The 15,993-nt window shown below is 60.6% G+C and carries 18 protein-coding genes; 4 read left to right on the forward strand and 14 right to left on the reverse strand.

What is annotated here, in order from left to right; all coding sequences use genetic code 11:
- Positions 1 to 99: 99 nt before the first annotated feature.
- Positions 100 to 1,287, reverse strand: a complete 1,188-nt coding sequence (nhaA, locus tag HX807_RS16720; protein WP_003211688.1) for a Na+/H+ antiporter NhaA — start codon at positions 1,285 to 1,287, stop codon at positions 100 to 102.
- Between the two features lie 213 nt (positions 1,288 to 1,500).
- On the opposite strand from nhaA, the gene HX807_RS16725 reads away from it, so the two are divergent.
- Positions 1,501 to 2,598: a PLP-dependent cysteine synthase family protein gene (locus HX807_RS16725; RefSeq protein ID WP_173406096.1), complete on the forward strand. Its 1,098-nt coding sequence runs from the start codon at positions 1,501 to 1,503 to the stop codon at positions 2,596 to 2,598.
- A 135-nt stretch (positions 2,599 to 2,733) separates the two neighbouring features.
- Here HX807_RS16725 and HX807_RS16730 read toward each other — a convergent pair whose 3' ends face one another.
- Together HX807_RS16730 and HX807_RS16735 are read right to left on the reverse strand one after the other, a co-directional pair.
- Positions 2,734 to 4,347, reverse strand: coding sequence for an NAD(P)/FAD-dependent oxidoreductase (locus HX807_RS16730; protein WP_102368251.1), 1,614 nt, complete (start codon positions 4,345 to 4,347; stop codon positions 2,734 to 2,736).
- Positions 4,348 to 4,454: 107 nt separating this feature from the next.
- Positions 4,455 to 5,126, reverse strand: coding sequence for a COG3650 family protein (locus HX807_RS16735; protein ID WP_003211681.1), 672 nt, complete (start codon positions 5,124 to 5,126; stop codon positions 4,455 to 4,457).
- A 172-nt stretch (positions 5,127 to 5,298) separates the two neighbouring features.
- On the opposite strand from HX807_RS16735, the gene HX807_RS16740 reads away from it, so the two are divergent.
- Positions 5,299 to 5,658, forward strand: a complete 360-nt coding sequence (locus HX807_RS16740) for a hypothetical protein (RefSeq protein WP_003211679.1) — start codon at positions 5,299 to 5,301, stop codon at positions 5,656 to 5,658.
- 16 nt (positions 5,659 to 5,674) lie between these two features.
- Here the strand turns inward: HX807_RS16740 and HX807_RS16745 are convergent, their stop codons facing one another.
- A complete protein-coding gene (locus tag HX807_RS16745) occupies positions 5,675 to 6,274 on the reverse strand; it encodes a short chain dehydrogenase (RefSeq protein WP_003211677.1) in 600 nt (199 codons plus the stop codon).
- Positions 6,275 to 6,378: 104 nt separating this feature from the next.
- On the opposite strand from HX807_RS16745, the gene HX807_RS16750 reads away from it, so the two are divergent.
- The gene (locus HX807_RS16750; protein WP_003211675.1) at positions 6,379 to 7,287 is read left to right on the forward strand and encodes a LysR family transcriptional regulator; all 909 of its coding nucleotides are present in this window, start codon (positions 6,379 to 6,381) and stop codon (positions 7,285 to 7,287) included.
- On the opposite strand, the gene HX807_RS16755 is transcribed toward HX807_RS16750, so the two are convergent.
- The 10 genes from HX807_RS16755 to HX807_RS16800 form a co-directional block, all read right to left on the reverse strand.
- A complete protein-coding gene (locus HX807_RS16755) occupies positions 7,284 to 7,769 on the reverse strand; it encodes a DoxX family protein (protein ID WP_008432068.1) in 486 nt (161 codons plus the stop codon). The two genes, HX807_RS16750 and HX807_RS16755, sit on opposite strands and share 4 nt — an antisense overlap.
- Positions 7,766 to 8,542, reverse strand: a complete 777-nt coding sequence (locus tag HX807_RS16760) for a DUF2063 domain-containing protein (protein WP_003211670.1) — start codon at positions 8,540 to 8,542, stop codon at positions 7,766 to 7,768. The genes HX807_RS16755 and HX807_RS16760 overlap by 4 nt, the downstream gene beginning before the upstream one ends.
- Positions 8,539 to 9,414, reverse strand: coding sequence for a DUF692 domain-containing protein (locus HX807_RS16765; RefSeq protein WP_177050505.1), 876 nt, complete (start codon positions 9,412 to 9,414; stop codon positions 8,539 to 8,541). The genes HX807_RS16760 and HX807_RS16765 overlap by 4 nt, the downstream gene beginning before the upstream one ends.
- A 26-nt stretch (positions 9,415 to 9,440) precedes the next feature.
- A complete protein-coding gene (locus tag HX807_RS16770) occupies positions 9,441 to 9,746 on the reverse strand; it encodes a DUF2282 domain-containing protein (RefSeq protein ID WP_003211666.1) in 306 nt (101 codons plus the stop codon).
- 261 nt (positions 9,747 to 10,007) lie between these two features.
- Positions 10,008 to 10,709 (reverse strand): ABC transporter ATP-binding protein, encoded by a 702-nt coding sequence (locus HX807_RS16775; protein WP_003211664.1) that lies wholly within the window; start codon positions 10,707 to 10,709, stop codon positions 10,008 to 10,010.
- A gap of 1 nt (position 10,710) precedes the next feature.
- On the reverse strand, positions 10,711 to 11,478 hold the full coding sequence (livG, locus tag HX807_RS16780; protein ID WP_003211663.1) for a high-affinity branched-chain amino acid ABC transporter ATP-binding protein LivG: 768 nt from the start codon (positions 11,476 to 11,478) through the stop codon (positions 10,711 to 10,713).
- Positions 11,475 to 12,728: a high-affinity branched-chain amino acid ABC transporter permease LivM gene (locus HX807_RS16785; protein ID WP_003211661.1), complete on the reverse strand. Its 1,254-nt coding sequence runs from the start codon at positions 12,726 to 12,728 to the stop codon at positions 11,475 to 11,477. The genes livG and HX807_RS16785 overlap by 4 nt, the downstream gene beginning before the upstream one ends.
- Positions 12,725 to 13,648, reverse strand: coding sequence for a high-affinity branched-chain amino acid ABC transporter permease LivH (gene livH, locus HX807_RS16790; protein ID WP_017137212.1), 924 nt, complete (start codon positions 13,646 to 13,648; stop codon positions 12,725 to 12,727). Before livH ends, HX807_RS16785 begins: the two co-directional genes overlap by 4 nt.
- Positions 13,648 to 13,830 (reverse strand): hypothetical protein, encoded by a 183-nt coding sequence (locus tag HX807_RS16795; protein ID WP_177009879.1) that lies wholly within the window; start codon positions 13,828 to 13,830, stop codon positions 13,648 to 13,650. Before HX807_RS16795 ends, livH begins: the two co-directional genes overlap by 1 nt.
- 45 nt (positions 13,831 to 13,875) lie before the next feature.
- Entirely contained in the window at positions 13,876 to 15,003 is a 1,128-nt protein-coding gene (locus HX807_RS16800) for a branched-chain amino acid ABC transporter substrate-binding protein (RefSeq protein ID WP_003211654.1), read from the reverse strand.
- A gap of 340 nt (positions 15,004 to 15,343) precedes the next feature.
- On the opposite strand from HX807_RS16800, the gene HX807_RS16805 reads away from it, so the two are divergent.
- Entirely contained in the window at positions 15,344 to 15,646 is a 303-nt protein-coding gene (locus tag HX807_RS16805; RefSeq protein ID WP_003211652.1) for a DUF2288 domain-containing protein, read from the forward strand.
- Positions 15,647 to 15,993: the final 347 nt, after the last annotated feature.

Raw genomic sequence — 15,993 nt, forward strand, 5'->3', positions numbered from 1 at the left:
TTATTGCAAGCAGCGGAGGGTGGATGTAGGACGGTTCTGTGAGATGGCGCCGAATGGGCCTAGAGGAGGTTGGAGCCGGCAAGCCGGCTCCAAAAGCGGTTACGCCTGAACGAGCGCCTGCTTGCGACTGGCCATCGCCGTCACTGCATACCCGATCAGCGCCGCCAATATCGATCCGGTCAGGATGCCCATCCGGTCCATACCCGCGTATTCACTGCTGCCCGGCACAAACGCCAGGGAGCCGACAAACAGGCTCATGGTGAAGCCGATGCCGCACAGGACCGCCACGCCGAGCACCTGGCCCCAGTTGGCGCCGGCGGGCAGTGCGGCAAGGCCGGTTTTTACCATGACCCAGGTGAAACCCAGTACGCCAACGGTCTTGCCCAGCAGCAGGCCGGCGGCGATGCCCATTGGCACGTGGTGGGTGAAGCTTTCCAGGTTGACGCCCACCAGCGAGACGCCGGCATTGGCAAAGGCAAACAGCGGCAGGATCGCGTAGGCCACCCAGGGATGCAGGGCGTGTTCCAGGGTCAGCAGCGGCGATGGCTCGGCGTTTTTGGTGCGCAGCGGGATGCAGAACGCCAATGTAACGCCCGCCAGGGTGGCGTGTACGCCGCTCTTGAGCACGCAGACCCACAGGATCAGCCCGACAATCATGTAGGGCCCCAGCTTGACCACACCCAGCCGGTTCATCGCTATCAAGGCGATCAGGCATGCCGCTGCGCCGGCCAATGACGCCCCGGACAGGTCGGTGGAGTAGAAGATGGCGATCACGATGATTGCGCCAAGGTCGTCGATGATGGCCAGGGTCATCAGGAACAACTTCAGCGAAACCGGCACGCGCTTGCCCAGCAGGGCCAATACGCCCAGGGCGAAGGCAATGTCGGTGGCCATGGGGATTGCCCAGCCACCCAGGGCGGCCGGGTTGTCCTTGTTCAGCGCCCAATAGATCAGCGCCGGCACGACCATGCCGCCGATGGCTGCCGCTCCCGGCAGTACTACTTGCGAAGGCTTGGACAGTTGGCCGTCGAGCAACTCGCGTTTGACCTCAAGGCCGATCAGCAGGAAGAACAGGGCCATCAGGCCGTCGTTGATCCACAGCAGCGCCGGCTTGGCGATTTTCAGGGCGCCGATTTGTGCGACCACCGGCACGTCGAGAAAACTCGCGTAGAGGTGCGACAGCGGTGAGTTGTTGATGATCAGCGCCAAAGCGGCAGCAGCGATCAGGAGCAGACCGCTGGCGGCTTCCAGCTGGAAGAAACGGGTGAAAGTGCTACGCAGAGGCAAGGGATGCTCTCCAATCAAAGTTCAATAGGTGGGTACCCTAACCCGTACCGTTAGTTGTTAAAACAAAAGTTATATTCTTATTTGTTATAAGGGATCGGTCTGATCACTTGCGCGCCAGACCCCGGAAATTGTGTGTCCAATTGAGTCATGACTGTATCTGTGTGGAGTGTAGGAAACATCCTAAGATCAGGACTGAAATCCTTAGAGAAACCGATCATGAGCGACAACCGCCAATGGGCCCGCGAAGCCATTCGCATTATTGAAGCGGACTTCCAGCGCAGCGCCGACACCCACCTGATCCCCTTGCCAATGCAGGGTTTGCCAGGTATCGAGTTGTATTTCAAGGATGAGTCCAGCCATCCCACCGGCAGCCTGAAACATCGGCTGGCGCGTTCGTTGTTCCTCTATGCGTTGTGCAACGGCTGGCTCAAGCCCGGTGCACCGGTGATCGAAGCCTCCAGCGGTTCCACGGCGATTTCCGAGGCGTACTTCGCCAGGCTGCTGGGCTTGCCGTTTATTGCGGTGATGCCGGCCACCACTTCCCAGGAAAAGATTGCGCAGATCGCGTTCTACGGGGGCAAGAGCCATCTGGTGCAGGATCCGACGCAGATCTACGCCGAATCCGAGCGCCTGGCGCAGGAAAGCGGTGGTCATTTTATGGACCAGTTCACCTATGCCGAACGTGCCACTGACTGGCGCGCGAACAACAACATCGCTGAATCGATCTTCCAGCAACTGCGCTTTGAGCGTTATCCGGAGCCGAGTTGGCTGATTTCCAGCCCCGGCACGGGTGGCACCACGGCGACGTTGGGGCGTTATGTGCGTTATCGCCAGCACTGCACCCGAGTGTTGTGCGCGGACGCGGAGCGTTCGGTGTTTTTCGACTACTACCTGAGCGGCGACGCCAGCCTGCGCCTGGACTGTGGCTCGCGCATCGAAGGTATTGGCCGGCCACGGGTTGAGGCGTCGTTCCTGCCGAAAGTGATTGATGCGATGGTCAAGGTGCCGGATGCGCTGTCCCTGGCGGCCATGCATTACCTGGCGCAGCGCTTGGGGCGGCGAGTAGGCGGCTCAAGTGGCACCAACCTGATCGGTGCATTGATCGCGGCGCAGCAGATGAAGGCGGCAGGGGAGTCGGGCTCGATCGTGGCGATCTTGTGCGACGGCGGTGAGCGCTATGCCACGACCTATTACGATCAGGCCTGGCTGGCAGGGCAGGGGTATGAGTTGGAGGGTTTGATTGCGGCCGTTGCGGCGAGTGTCGAGCGGGGGCAACCGTTGCCGGAAAGCATCCTGCGCGCCAATATCTAAAACACCGCATTATCAATGTGGGAGCGGGCTTGCTCGCGAATGCGGAGTGTCAGCCAATACATGATTCGGCTGATCCACCGCATTCGCGAGCAAGCCCGCTCCCACATTTGATCTGCTGCGTTTTCAGCGCAGTGGTTAAGCCTCCAGGCCCAACATATCCCGCGCCAGCGCCTCGGCAATCCGAATCCCGTCGACACCCGCCGACAAAATCCCACCGGCATAACCGGCACCTTCGCCCGCCGGGAACAGGCCTTTCACGTTCAGGCTCTGCATCGACTCGTTACGGGTAATCCGCAGCGGCGAAGAAGTGCGGGTCTCGATCCCGGTCAGGACCGCGTCGTGCAGCGAGTAGCCCTTGATCTGCTTCTCGAACGCCGGCAACGCTTCGCGGATGGCTTCGATGGCAAACTCCGGCAACGCCAGCGCCAGGTCACCCAGGGCTACGCCGGGCTTGTAGGATGGCTCCACGGTACCGATGGCGGTGGACGGCTTGCCGGCGATGAAATCACCCACCAGCTGCGCCGGTGCTTCGTAGTTGCTGCCGCCGAGGATGAACGCGTGGGATTCCAGGCGTTCCTGCAACTCGATCCCGGCCAGCGGGCCGCCCGGGTAATCCACTTCCGGGGTGATGCCCACCACGATCCCGGAGTTGGCGTTGCGTTCGTTACGGGAGTACTGGCTCATGCCGTTGGTTACTACGCGGTTCGGCTCTGATGTCGCCGCGACCACGGTACCGCCCGGGCACATGCAGAAGCTGTACACCGAACGGCCGTTCTTGGCGTGGTGCACCAGTTTGTAATCGGCGGCCCCGAGTTTCGGGTGGCCGGCGTACTTGCCCAGGCGTGCAGCGTCGATCAGCGACTGCGGGTGTTCGATACGGAAACCCACCGAGAACGGCTTGGCTTCCATGTACACGCCACGGCCATGCAGCATGCGGAAGGTATCGCGGGCGCTGTGGCCGAGGGCCAGGATTACGTGTTTGGACAGGATCTGCTCGCCGCCATCCACCACCACGCCATTCAACTGGCCGTCTTCGATCAGCACGTCGGTGACCCGCTGCTCGAAGCGCACTTCACCGCCCAGGGCGATGATCTGCTGGCGCATGTTTTCCACGACGCCGGTCAGGCGAAACGTACCGATGTGCGGCTTGCTGACGTAGAGGATTTCATCTGGCGCACCGGCCTTGACGAACTCGTGCAGCACCTTGCGACCGTGGAATTTCGGGTCCTTGATCTGGCTGTAGAGCTTGCCGTCGGAGAAGGTCCCGGCGCCGCCTTCACCGAACTGCACGTTGGATTCCGGGTTCAGCACATTCTTGCGCCAAAGGCCCCAGGTGTCCTTGGTGCGCTGGCGCACTTCGCGGCCGCGCTCGAGGATGATCGGCTTGAAACCCATCTGTGCCAGCAACAGCCCGGCGAAGATCCCGCACGGGCCAAAACCGACGACGATCGGCCGCTCGGTCAGGCCTTCCGGCGCATGGCCCACGACCTTGTAGCTGATGTCCGGCGCCGGGTTGACGTTGCGGTCGTCGGCGAACTTGAGCAGCAGGGCCGCCTCGCCTTTGACTTCCAGGTCGATGGTGTAGATGAAGCACAGCTCCGACGATTTCTTGCGGGCGTCGTAGCTGCGTTTGAACAGGGTGAAATCGAGCAGGTCATCACTGGCGATGCCCAGGCGTTGCACAATGGCAGGCCGCAGGTCTTCTTCGGGATGGTCGATGGGCAGCTTGAGTTCGGTGATTCGTAACATGACAGGAATCCGGTAGGCGGCGGGCAAAGAGGCCGGCTGTTTTGCAAACCGGCGATTATAAGCCCCAACAGCGGTTTCCCGTCATGCTAAAACAGCGCAGGGCGCAATCAGTCGTCTCGCGAACCGCCGAACGACGCGCAACCGCGTTGCACCTGGCCATTGACCCGAAGCTCGGCGGACATGTGCTGCAGGCTGCCGCTGGCGCTGTCGACACAGCGTTGCGGGGCCACCCACAGTTCGATGTGCTGGTTATTCGCTTCGGTCATCAGGTTGAACCGTCCGTCGCCCGATTGCTCTTCCACATACGGCACGGCCAATGGTGGCTGGCCTTCACGCTCCAGCACCATGCCCTTGGCGGTGACGTTCATCGCCCAGGCCGGTTTGTGGCCGTTGGCCCGCAGGATCATGCGCTTGAAGTCCGGGTCATCACAGGCCGAGGTCGAGCGCTCGACACGGTACACCTGTTGCAGGTCCACCGTGCCCTGGGTGCCGCTGGCGACGCCGGAGAACTTGCCACGCAGGTCGGCAAACAGTGCGCCTTGCTGGCCGGCCAGGGAGGCGGCCTCCTGCAGGATGCTGGTGCCACCGGTGTCGTTGACCACGTAGTTGCGTTTGTCGTTGCAGGGCTGGAACAGCAGTTTGTCACCCTGGGCCGTCAACTCGCCCTGCATGCGGGTCATCCCGGCGAGAGAGGGCTTGGCCGGCTCGTTATCGAACATCTGGCAGGCGGCGAACAGGGGCAGCAGGGCAAACAAGGCTAGGGTACGGGCGGCACGCATCATCGGGTCTCCTGATAAGTGCCGCCACGTTACGCAGGCTGGCGGTGCATCACAAGCCCGGGACACAGGTTGAATAAGGTGTGCCGGGGGCGATCATCCCTGCTGGGACTTTTCCTATAGAGGGATGTGAACGGTCATGGGAACGTCTTTCTCTTTTATTCGGAAAGCCGCGATGACTATTCGATGGAATCTGTGGGGGCTGTTACTGGTGACGGGTTCTGCACTGGGCAGTGAACCGGCGCGGCTGGAGTACTCCTCTGCCACTGACTTTACCGAGATCTCGATCACCGTGAAGAGGACGCCTGACAGTAGCCCGGACTTTATTTCGGTCAATGTCACGCTGAGCCCGGAGGCCAGGGCCCGCACGGCTGCAATTACTTTACTGGCTTACAACAAGCAGGTTTCGACATACGTAGACGGCTACAACGTGAGTGATGGCGCCACTGTCATGGGTGTGCTGAACACACGAGAAATACAGTTTTCCGTCCCCCAGGACATGCTCCGTAAATGGATGCCCTGGGTTCAACGGTGACGGCTTTTCAGGCTGGTCAACCAACGATAAACGTCTGCCCGGTCTGCAAGCCTTCCACGCTTTTCGCGTAGGCCAACGCCACTTCTGCACCCGGAGCCGGTTTGTACCCACGGAAGTATGGCGCGTAGCTGCCCATGGCTTCCAGCAGGACGGTAGGGCTGACCGAGTTGATGCGCAGGCCGCGGGGCAGTTCGATCGCAGCGGCTTTCACGAATGCATCCAGCGCGCCGTTGACCAGGGCAGCCGAAGCACCGGTGCGAATCGGATCGCGGTTGAGAATGCCGCTGGTGAAGGTGAACGACGCGCCGTCATTGGCGAACTCGCGGCCAATCAGCAGCAGGTTGACCTGGCCCATCAGCTTGTCTTGCAGGCCCAGGTCAAAATCGGTTTCGCTCATGTCGCCCAGGGGCACGAAGTTGACGCTGCCGGCGGCGCAGATCAGTGCGTCGAATTTGCCGGTCTGTTCGAACAGTTTGCGGATCGAGGCGCTGTCGCTGATATCGACCTGGAAGTCGCCACTTTTGCGACCGATGCTGATCACTTCATGCCGTTGGGACAGTTCTGCCTTCACCGCCGAACCCACGGTACCGCTTGCGCCAATCAACAGGATTTTCATCGTGCCTTCCTCCAGATGTTTAGGTGAGGTTTCAGTCTAGAGTGATTTTTTGCGCGGATAAGTGCACTAATAGGCAATCTTTGGTTTTCAATTGGAAACAATCCATGAGCGAAATGGATGACCTCGCCGCGTTTGCCGTGTTGATCGAAGCCGGCAGCTTTACCTTGGCGGCCCAGCAACTGGGCTGCAGCAAAGGGCAACTGTCCAAGCGCATCAGCCAGTTGGAAGCGCAGTTTTCGGTGGTGTTGTTGCATCGCACCACCCGCCGCCTGAGCCTAACGGCGGCGGGTGCGGCGCTGTTGCCGCAAGCCCAGGCGTTGGTGGTCCAGGTGGAGCGGGCACGTCAGGCATTGGCCAGGCTCAAGGATGATCTCGTCGGCCCGGTGCGTATGACGGTTCCGGTGTCCCTGGGCGAAACCTTCTTCGACGGTCTGTTGCTGGAGTTTTCCCGGGAGTACCCACAGGTGCAGATCGAGTTGGAACTCAACAACCAGTACCGGGACCTGGCGCGGGATGGCTTCGACCTGGCGGTACGTTCGGAGGTCGCCAACGACGAGCGTCTGGTCGCCAAGCCGTTGCTCGCCTGGCACGAGATGACCTGCGCCAGCCCGGCTTACCTGGAACAGCACGGCGAGCCGCTGACGCCGGCGGAACTGGTGGGCCACAACTGCTTGCTGAACAGCCACTACAGCGGCCGTGAAGAGTGGCTGTATCACCAGCAGCATGAGCTGCTGCGGGTTCGCGTATCCGGGACCTTTGCCTCCAACCATTACAACTTGTTGAAGAAGGCTGCACTGGTGGGGGCGGGCATCGCGCGCTTGCCGTCCTACGTGCTGCACGCGGAATTGGCTGACGGTCGCCTGCGCTGGCTCCTGCGGGATTATCAGACCCGCAGCATGCCGATGTACCTGGTCCATCCGTATCAGGGCGGCCTGCCGCGCCGCACCCAGGTACTCGCAGATTATCTGGTGGGCTGGTTCAAGCGCAGCGGCGAAGCCCTCGATCGCCTTTAGCGGTAGCGCCGGGCGATCAGATGATCAATCGAGAAGCTGCCCGGCCCCTTGGCCATCAACAGCAGCAGCAATGCGATCCAGGTGCCGTGGGTCGGGTAGGCGTCCGGGTAGACGAAAAGCTGGATGGTCAGGGTCATGCCCAGCAGCGCCAGCGCCGAGAATCGCGTGGCAAACCCCACGAGGATCAGCACCGGGAAGAAATGCTCGGCGAACGCAGCCATGTGCGCCGCCACTTCCGCAGACAGCAGCGGCACGTGGTATTCGCTGCGAAACAGCGGCAGGGTGGACGGCGCCAAGTGCGGCCAGCCCAGCTGGAAGGTACCGCCGATCAGGTCCACGGCGAAGCCTTCGACCTTGGTCTGGCCGGATTTCCAGAACACCGCTGCGATAGAGAAGCGTGCGACAAAGGCGATCAGGCTGTAGGGGATTTTCTCGAAGCACTGGATGATCCGTTGGATCAGCCCGGGAGCGGTGGTGTTCATGGCGATACCTTGGGTTCTGTGTGCAAGTGGGTGATGGCGCCGTGACCGATCAGCAGGGCCAGGCATTGGTGCAGGTCAAATTCGGCGGCCGCATCGAGGGCGTAGGCCACGGCCATTTCCAACGGCCAACCGTTGTTCAGGCTGTTGATAAACGTCGCTGAGCCGCTGTCGATGTGAAATACCTGCACGTGCAGGCCATTGCGTAGCACCAGCGCGCTTTGGGCATGGAAGGGGTCGAGGGTGGCGAGGGATTCGCCGGTCTGATGCGCCGCCCATAAAGCCACCACGGCGTAGGCCGAGTTCAGGGTGGCCAGGGATGGATGCAGTTGCAGGCGCAGTTCGCCCAGGTCCGACTGTTGTTGCAGGGTGGCGATGACCTCCTGTTGATCCAGTGGCTGTGCGTCTGCCGCGTGGTAGGCCCTCACCCGCAATCGCTCCAGGCGCGCCACATCAGCCAGGTAAGGCACGCTGGCGGCGGGGGCGAAGCCCTGGATAAAGTCCGCCAGGTCGCTGCCGTATTCATTGATCAGAGGGCTTGTCGGCGGGAAACCCTGGACATACACACCGGCCATCGCCCGAAAAAACTCATCGCCCACCAGTTGCAGGGTGACCGGGTAGCCGGCGGCCAGCGCGTTGATCAGCGAGCTATGGACATTGTTGCGATACACCGCAAAACGACCGGCCGGATCGGCGCCGTTGCGGCTGAACAAGCCTTGCGGGCAGTTTTCCTCGGGGGACAGCAGGGCGCGGCTAAAGACGTCCTGGCGGCTCATGCACGCACCTCCAGCAGAAACCGGTCGGCCTCGCGTGCTTCAGCGTGCAGCACGCTGAACGCCGGCACCTGGTTGTCGCGCTCGATCAGCGTGGCGACCGGCCCGGTGCGGCTGAGCACGTGCTGGTAGAGCTGCCATACCGCGTTGTCGATGGGGGCGCCGTGATCGTCAATCAGCAAACGGTCGCCGAGGCTGTCGATGTCTTCGGCAAACCCTGCCAGGTGAATCTCGCCCACGGCGTGCAACGGCAAGGCCTCGATGTACTTCAGCGGGTCTTGCTGATGGTTGATGCACGACACATACACATTGTTCACGTCCAGCAGCAGCCCGCAGCCGGTGCGGCGAATCGCTTCGCTGATGAAGTCGGTCTCTTCCAGGGTGGAGCACTGGAATTGCAGATAGGTCGACGGGTTCTCCAGCAGCATGGTCCGCTGCAGGCGGGTTTGTACCTGGTCGATGTGTTCGCACACCCGCTTCAGGGTTTCATCGTCATACGCCAGCGGCAGCAAATCATTGAGAAACACCGGGCCGTGGCTGGACCAGGCCAGGTGTTCGGAAAAGGAGTGGGGTTGATAGCGTTCGATCAGCGTGGCCAAGCGCGCCAGGTGCTCGTCGTTCAGCGGACCTTCGCCGCCAATGGACAGGCCTACACCGTGCAGCGACAGCGGGTACTGTTCGCGGATCAAGCCCAGGTAGTGATGGAAAGGCCCGCCGGCCACCATGTAGTTTTCGGCGTGGACTTCAAAAAAACCGATATCGGGGGACGTCTCGAGCACTTCACTGAAGTGCTCGTTCTTGAGCCCCAGCCCGGCCCGACGGGGGAGGCCGGGCGCCTGAGCCTGGGAGATGGAGTGGGTGAATGAGAGCGTCATCGTCAGTACTCAGGCTGTGCAGGGTTTCAGGACTTGGCGGTGAAGGCAGCTTCCTGGCCGAAGCCGGTTGGCGAGGTGGTGCTTGGGGTTTTCAGGCAGGTACCGGCCGGGACCAGTTTCCAGGCGTTTGCCTGATCCTTGACCTTCGAGGTGCCCGCGCAGGAAGTGCCCGCGCCTGCAGCGCAATCGTTCTTGCCGGCTTCGGCTACACCGAAGCATTTCTGCATGTCATCGGCGGCGTGGGCGGTGGTGGTCAGGGCGGACAGGCTCAGGGCCGAACCCAGGGCCAGGACGAGGGTGGCGGCGGACAGCGAGCGGGTTTTGGTAGTCATGGTGTATCTCCAGCAGTGGGTTGAGTTGGCAAGCATGTTCGCCTGCTTACACCACTAGAGAAAGGGGGAAGGGATTCGTTACAAAGCCGGGGAAAATAATTTCAGGTTTCGCCAAAGTCTTTGGTTCACACCAAGCAAATGTGGGAGCGGGCTTGCTCGCGAAGGCAGTGGGTCAGTCACCAAACAAGTTGGCTGATCCACCGCCTTCGCGAGCAAGCCCGCTCCCACAAAAGCCCGCTCATACATTTGACCAGATGGGCATCAACCGCCCAAATAAGCCTCACGTACTTTCGGATCGGTCAGCAGTTGTTCGCCGCTGCCCTGCATCACCACGCGGCCGTTTTCCAGCACGTAGGCGCGGTCGGCAATCTTCAGCGCCTGGTTGGCGTTCTGTTCCACCAGGAACACTGTCACACCGTCCTTGCGCAGCTGTTCGATGATGTCGAAGATCTGCTGGATGATGATCGGCGCCAACCCCAGGGACGGTTCGTCCAGCAACAACAGCTTGGGCTTGCTCATCAGCGCGCGGCCGATGGCGAGCATTTGCTGTTCGCCGCCGGACATGGTGCCGCCGCGCTGGCTGAAGCGTTCCTTGAGCCGCGGGAACAGGTGCAGCACCTTGTCCATCTGCTCCTGGTAATCGCCCTTGTCGGTGAAGAACCCGCCCATGGCGAGGTTCTCTTCCACGGTCAGGCGGGCAAATACCCGGCGGCCTTCCGGAACCACGGCAATGCTCTTGCGCATGATCTCGGAGGAGGCCTGGCCCACCAGCTCCTCACCCATGTAGCGGATGCTGCCGCTGTGAGCCTGGGGCGAACCGCACAGGGTCATCAGCAGCGTGGATTTACCGGCACCGTTGGCGCCGATCAGGGTAACGATTTCGCCCTGGCGCACTTCCACGTTGACGCTGTGCAGCGCCTGGATCTTGCCGTAGAAAGTGGAAACGTTTTCGAATTGCAGCATTTTACGCTTCCCCCAAATAGGCTTTGATCACTTCCGGGTTGTCGCGGATCTGCTCCGGCGTACCGTCGGCCAGTGGCGTGCCCTGGTTGATCACGACGATATGGTCGGAAATGCTCATGACCAGTTTCATGTCGTGTTCGATCAGCAGCACGGTGGCGTTGTTTTCTTCACGCAGCACACTGATCAGCGCCTTGAGGTCTTCTGTTTCCTTCGGGTTCAAGCCGGCGGCCGGTTCGTCGAGCATGAGGATCCGCGGGCGGGTCATCATGCAGCGGGCGATTTCCAGGCGCCGTTGCTGACCGTAGGCCAGGGTGCCGGCAGGACGGTTGGCAAACTCGGTGAGGTTGACCTTGTCCAGCCAGTACGCTGCATATTCCATGGCCTCGCGCTCGCTCTTGCGGAACGACGGCGTCTTGAACAGGCCGGCAAAGAAGTTGGTGTTCAGGTGGCGATGCTGGGCGATCAACAGGTTCTCGACCGCCGTCATGTCCTTGAACAACCGCACGTTCTGGAAGGTCCGCACCACGCCCTTGCGGGCGATCTCGTGGCCGGCCAGGCCCTGGATCGGCTGGCCGTCCAGCAGGATGGTGCCGCCAGCCGGCTTGTAGAAGCCGGTCAGGCAGTTGAACACCGTGGTCTTGCCGGCGCCGTTGGGGCCGATCAGGGCCACGACTTGTTTCTCTTGCACGGTCAGGGCCACGCCGTTGACCGCCAGCAAACCGCCGAAGCGCATGCTCAAGTTTTCGACTTTCAGGATCTCGCGGCTCATTTGCGCAGCTCCATGTGGGGACGTTGCATGGGCAGCAGGCCTTGAGGTCGCCAGATCATCATCAGCACCATCATGGCGCCGAACATCAACATGCGGTATTCGCTGAATTCACGCATCATTTCCGGCAGCAGGATCATCACGATCGCCGCGAGGATCACGCCGAGCTGCGAGCCCATGCCGCCCAGTACCACGATGGCGAGGATGATTGCCGACTCGATGAAGGTGAACGACTCCGGCGTCACCAAACCTTGGCGAGCGGCGAAGAAGCTGCCGGCAAAACCGGCGAAGGTCGCCCCGAGGGTGAATGCCGAAAGCTTGATGACGGTCGGGTTCATGCCTAGTGCACGGCAGGCGATTTCATCTTCACGCAGCGCTTCCCACGCGCGGCCGATCGGCATGCGCAGCAGGCGGTTGATCACGAACAGCGCCGCCAGTGCCAGCAGCAGGGCCACCAGGTACAGGAACACCACTTTGCTCACCGGGTTGTAGTCGATCCCGAAGTACTCGTGGAACGTCTGCATGCCTTCGGCCGCGGTGCGGTCGAACGTCAGCCCGAAGAACGTCGGCTTGGGAATGCTGCTGATGCCGTTGGGGCCGCCGGTGATATCGGTGAGGTTACGCAGGAACAGACGGATGATTTCACCGAAGCCCAGGGTCACGATCGCCAGGTAGTCACCGCGCAAGCGCAGTACCGGGAAGCCCAGCAGGAAGCCAAATGTGGCCGCCGCCATGCCGGCCAGTGGCAGGCAGATCCAGAAGCCCCAGCCCAGGTAATGCGAGAGCAGCGCGTAGGTGTAGGCACCCACCGCGTAGAAGCCCACATAGCCCAGGTCGAGCAGGCCGGCGAGACCCACCACGATGTTCAGGCCCAGGCCCAGCAACACGTAGATCAGGATCAGCGTCGCGATATCCACCGCACCACGGGAGCCGAAGAAAGGCCAGATCAACGCGGCCACGATCAGGCCGATGATGATGTAGCGCTGGGTGCGCGGCAGGGTCAGGAACTGGCTGACCTTGGGCGATACCAACGGGCCACGGTTGGACTTGAGGAGTGCCCCGACCTGCTGAGTGAACAGCACGCGCAGGAACATCAGCACCGAGCACAGGGCAATGATGGTCAACGTCACGGGACCGGTGCCATGCACTTCGAGGTTGATCCCGACAATGCTCAACTTGAGCCCGAGTACCGGGAAGGCCACGGCCCAGACCAGCAAGGCGCTGAAAAACGCCGATTTAAGATATCTGCTCATACTTTCTCAACCTCCGGACGGCCCAGAATGCCGGTCGGCCGGAACAACAGCACCAGAACCAATAGACCGAATGCCACCACGTCCTTGTACTGGTCACCGAATACGTCGGCGCCAAAGGCTTCAGCCACCCCCAGCACCAGCCCGCCGAGCATCGCGCCCGGAATGCTGCCGATGCCGCCCAATACCGCTGCGGTGAAGGCCTTGAGGCCCACCAGGAAACCGGCGTTGGGGTTGATCACGCCGTACTGCATGCTCAGCAACACGGCAGCGATAGCCGCCAGTGCGGCACCGATGACGAAGGTCAGGGCGATGATGTTGTTGGTGTTGATGCCCAACAGGTTGGCCATCTTGATGTCTTCGGCGCAGGCCCGGCAGGCGCGCCCCAGACGGGAGCGAGAGATGAACAGGGTCAGGCCGAGCATTGCCACCAGGGTGACGACGAAGACCAGGACCTGCATGTAGGAAATCAGCACTTCTTGTGCGCCACCTGGGCCGAAGGAGAAGCTCCCCGGGATCAGGTTGGGAATGGATTTGTCCTTGGAGTCCTGGGACAGCAATACGGTGTTCTGCAGGAAAATCGACATGCCGATCGCAGAGATCAGCGGGATCAAGCGGTTGCTGCCACGCAAGGGGCGGTACGCAACGCGTTCGATACTGTAGCCATAGGCACTGGTTACGACGATGGACGCCAGGAACGCAGCGGTCATCAACAGCGGCAGGGAGTGGATACCCAGCATGGCCAGCCCGGCAAGGGCGATGAAGGCCACGTAGGAACCAATCATGTACACCTCGCCATGGGCGAAGTTAATCATTCCAATGATGCCGTAAACCATTGTGTAGCCAATGGCTATCAAGGCATAGGTGCTGCCAACGGTCATGCCGTTAACCAGCGTTTGGAAAAAATGATAGATCTCAGGCATTACAGCGCTCCTAAAAACCCGATACGCATTTCACTGGTGGAGTCAATTTCCGGCTCGGTGCCCTGTTCTGTGATCAGGTTGCACAAAGCGTTTGCCAGCGAACCGCTGGTGACGGTTTTAAGATTTTCAGGTGAACCCACTCCCGGATCGCGGGTGACAGGCCCATAAACCTCGTAAAACAAAGCCCACTGCTTGCACAGTGGGCTTGTTGACCAGTAACGCCTGGCTTACTGAGGGGAAACTTCGGTTTTTGGTTTGCCGAAGTGCCATTCGTAGACCACGAACTTGAAGTCCTTCAGGTCGCCCTTGGCGTCGAAGCTCAGGTCGCCGGTCGGGGTCTTGAAGGTACCGGCGTGGATGGCCGCTGCCACCTTGGCGGTGTCTTCGCTCTTCGCGGCAGCGATACCGCCGGCGATCACTTCAACTGCCGAGTAGGCCGGGAACACGAACGGACCGGTTGGGTCCTGCTTGTTCTTGGTGAACTCTTCAACGATTGCCTTGTTGGCAGGATCGGTGTCGAAGGATTTCGGCAGGGTAACCAGCAGGCCTTCGGAAGCGCCCTGGGCGATTTGCGAGATGGAGTCGTTGCCGACGCCTTCAGGGCCCATGAACTTGGCGTTCACGCCTTTTTCCTTGGCTTGGCGCAGGATCAGGCCCAGCTCAGGGTGGTAGCCGCCGTAGTAGACGAAGTCGACGTTGGCTTGCTTGAGCTTCTGGATCAGCGAACCGAAGTCTTTGTCGCCAGCGTTGATGCCTTCGAAGAGGGCAACTTTCACGCCTTTCTTCTCGAGGGTTTGTTTAACGGCGGTGGCGATGCCTTCACCGTATTGCTGTTTGTCGTGGATAACGGCTACGACTTTCGGCTTCACGTGGTCGGCGATGTAGTTACCGGCGGCAGGGCCCTGGGCGCTGTCCAGGCCGATGGTGCGGAAGACCAGCTTGTAGCCACGGGACGTGATTTCCGGGCTGGTGGCAGCCGGGGTGATCATGATCACGCCTTCGTCTTCGTAGATGTCGGATGCTGGCTGAGTGGAGCTGGAGCAAAGGTGACCGACCACGAACTTGACGCCGTCGTTGACCACTTTGTTGGCTACGGCCACGGCTTGTTTTGGATCGCAAGCGTCGTCGTATTCCTTGGCTTCGAGCATTTTGCCATCTACGCCGCCCTTGGCGTTGATGTCGGCGATGGCCTGCTTGGCACCCATGAACTGCATGTCGCCGTACTGGGTCACAGGGCCGGTTTTAGGGCCGGCAATACCGATCTTGATGGTGTCAGCTGCGAACGAATGGCTGGCAACCCCGGCCAGGACCATAGCGGCAAACAGTTTGGAAATCTGCTTAGTAGCCTTATTCATAGTGCTCCACTCTTACTGTTGTATTTTTTATAGTTCTAGCGGCCTTGTGAGCTGCAGAACCGGATCAGATATCTCGGATATCCCCCGGCAGCGGCCTGGCAACTGTACCGGTACAGTGTAGAGCGCCGGTTGATCGCTTGAAAAGCTGGCTGCTGGGGGCAAAACCCGGGTATGTCGCTTAAATGAAAGAAAAAGACAGAATTGCGGCGGGGTGATGCCAGAGTTTCGGGCAATCCTTGGCTTTCCTGACACTTTCGTTCGGTGCCTCATTTGCAACTGGGTTTTTCTGCCTGGGGCTCGACGGTATGATTGCGCCGATTTTTTCTTCAGGTGAACTCCCATGACGCAAGAACCTAGCACCCTCTATGCCAAGCTGCTTGGTGAAACTGCCGAAATTTCCTGGAAGGAGCTTGAGCCGTTCTTTGCCAAGGGTGCCCTATTGTGGGTCGACGCCGGGCTGGATTTGATCGAGGCCGCCGAGGGCATGGCTGAGGACAACCGTGAGAAAGTCGCTGCCTGGCTGGCTGCGGGGAGTCTTGGCGAGGTGTCTGCGACGCGGGCATTGGACCTGGTTGAGCGGGATCCGAGTTTGTGGGCGGTGGTGGTTTCGCCGTGGATTCTGATCCAGGAAAGGGCAGTGTAGGAAATGCATGCGCGAAAAAGGTGCGTGATTTTTCCGAGTTTAAGTGTGTAGGCGGGTAACTGCATTTGCGGTGATGGCACCTTGCCGTAGAGAAAGGTCACAGGCGGGGGTTACGTGCGCGTCATGGGAACAGTTTTGGTAGCGGCGGAGTGTGGGGGGAATTGTTTCTGGGTATGTGTACATATCCGTTATTTAGGTAACGGCCACCTATGGTTCCGCTCTTACAGCGGGTCACTTTTGGCAAACGCCCGGAATGCCGGCCCAGCCAAAAGTAACCAAAAGGTCTTTGCCCCACCACTCGGTGCCTCGCCTAGGCTCGGCATGCCCGCACTCCGGCCCGGTTCCGC

This window comes from Pseudomonas sp. D8002 (genome assembly GCF_013385695.1).
Taxonomy (GTDB): domain Bacteria; phylum Pseudomonadota; class Gammaproteobacteria; order Pseudomonadales; family Pseudomonadaceae; genus Aquipseudomonas.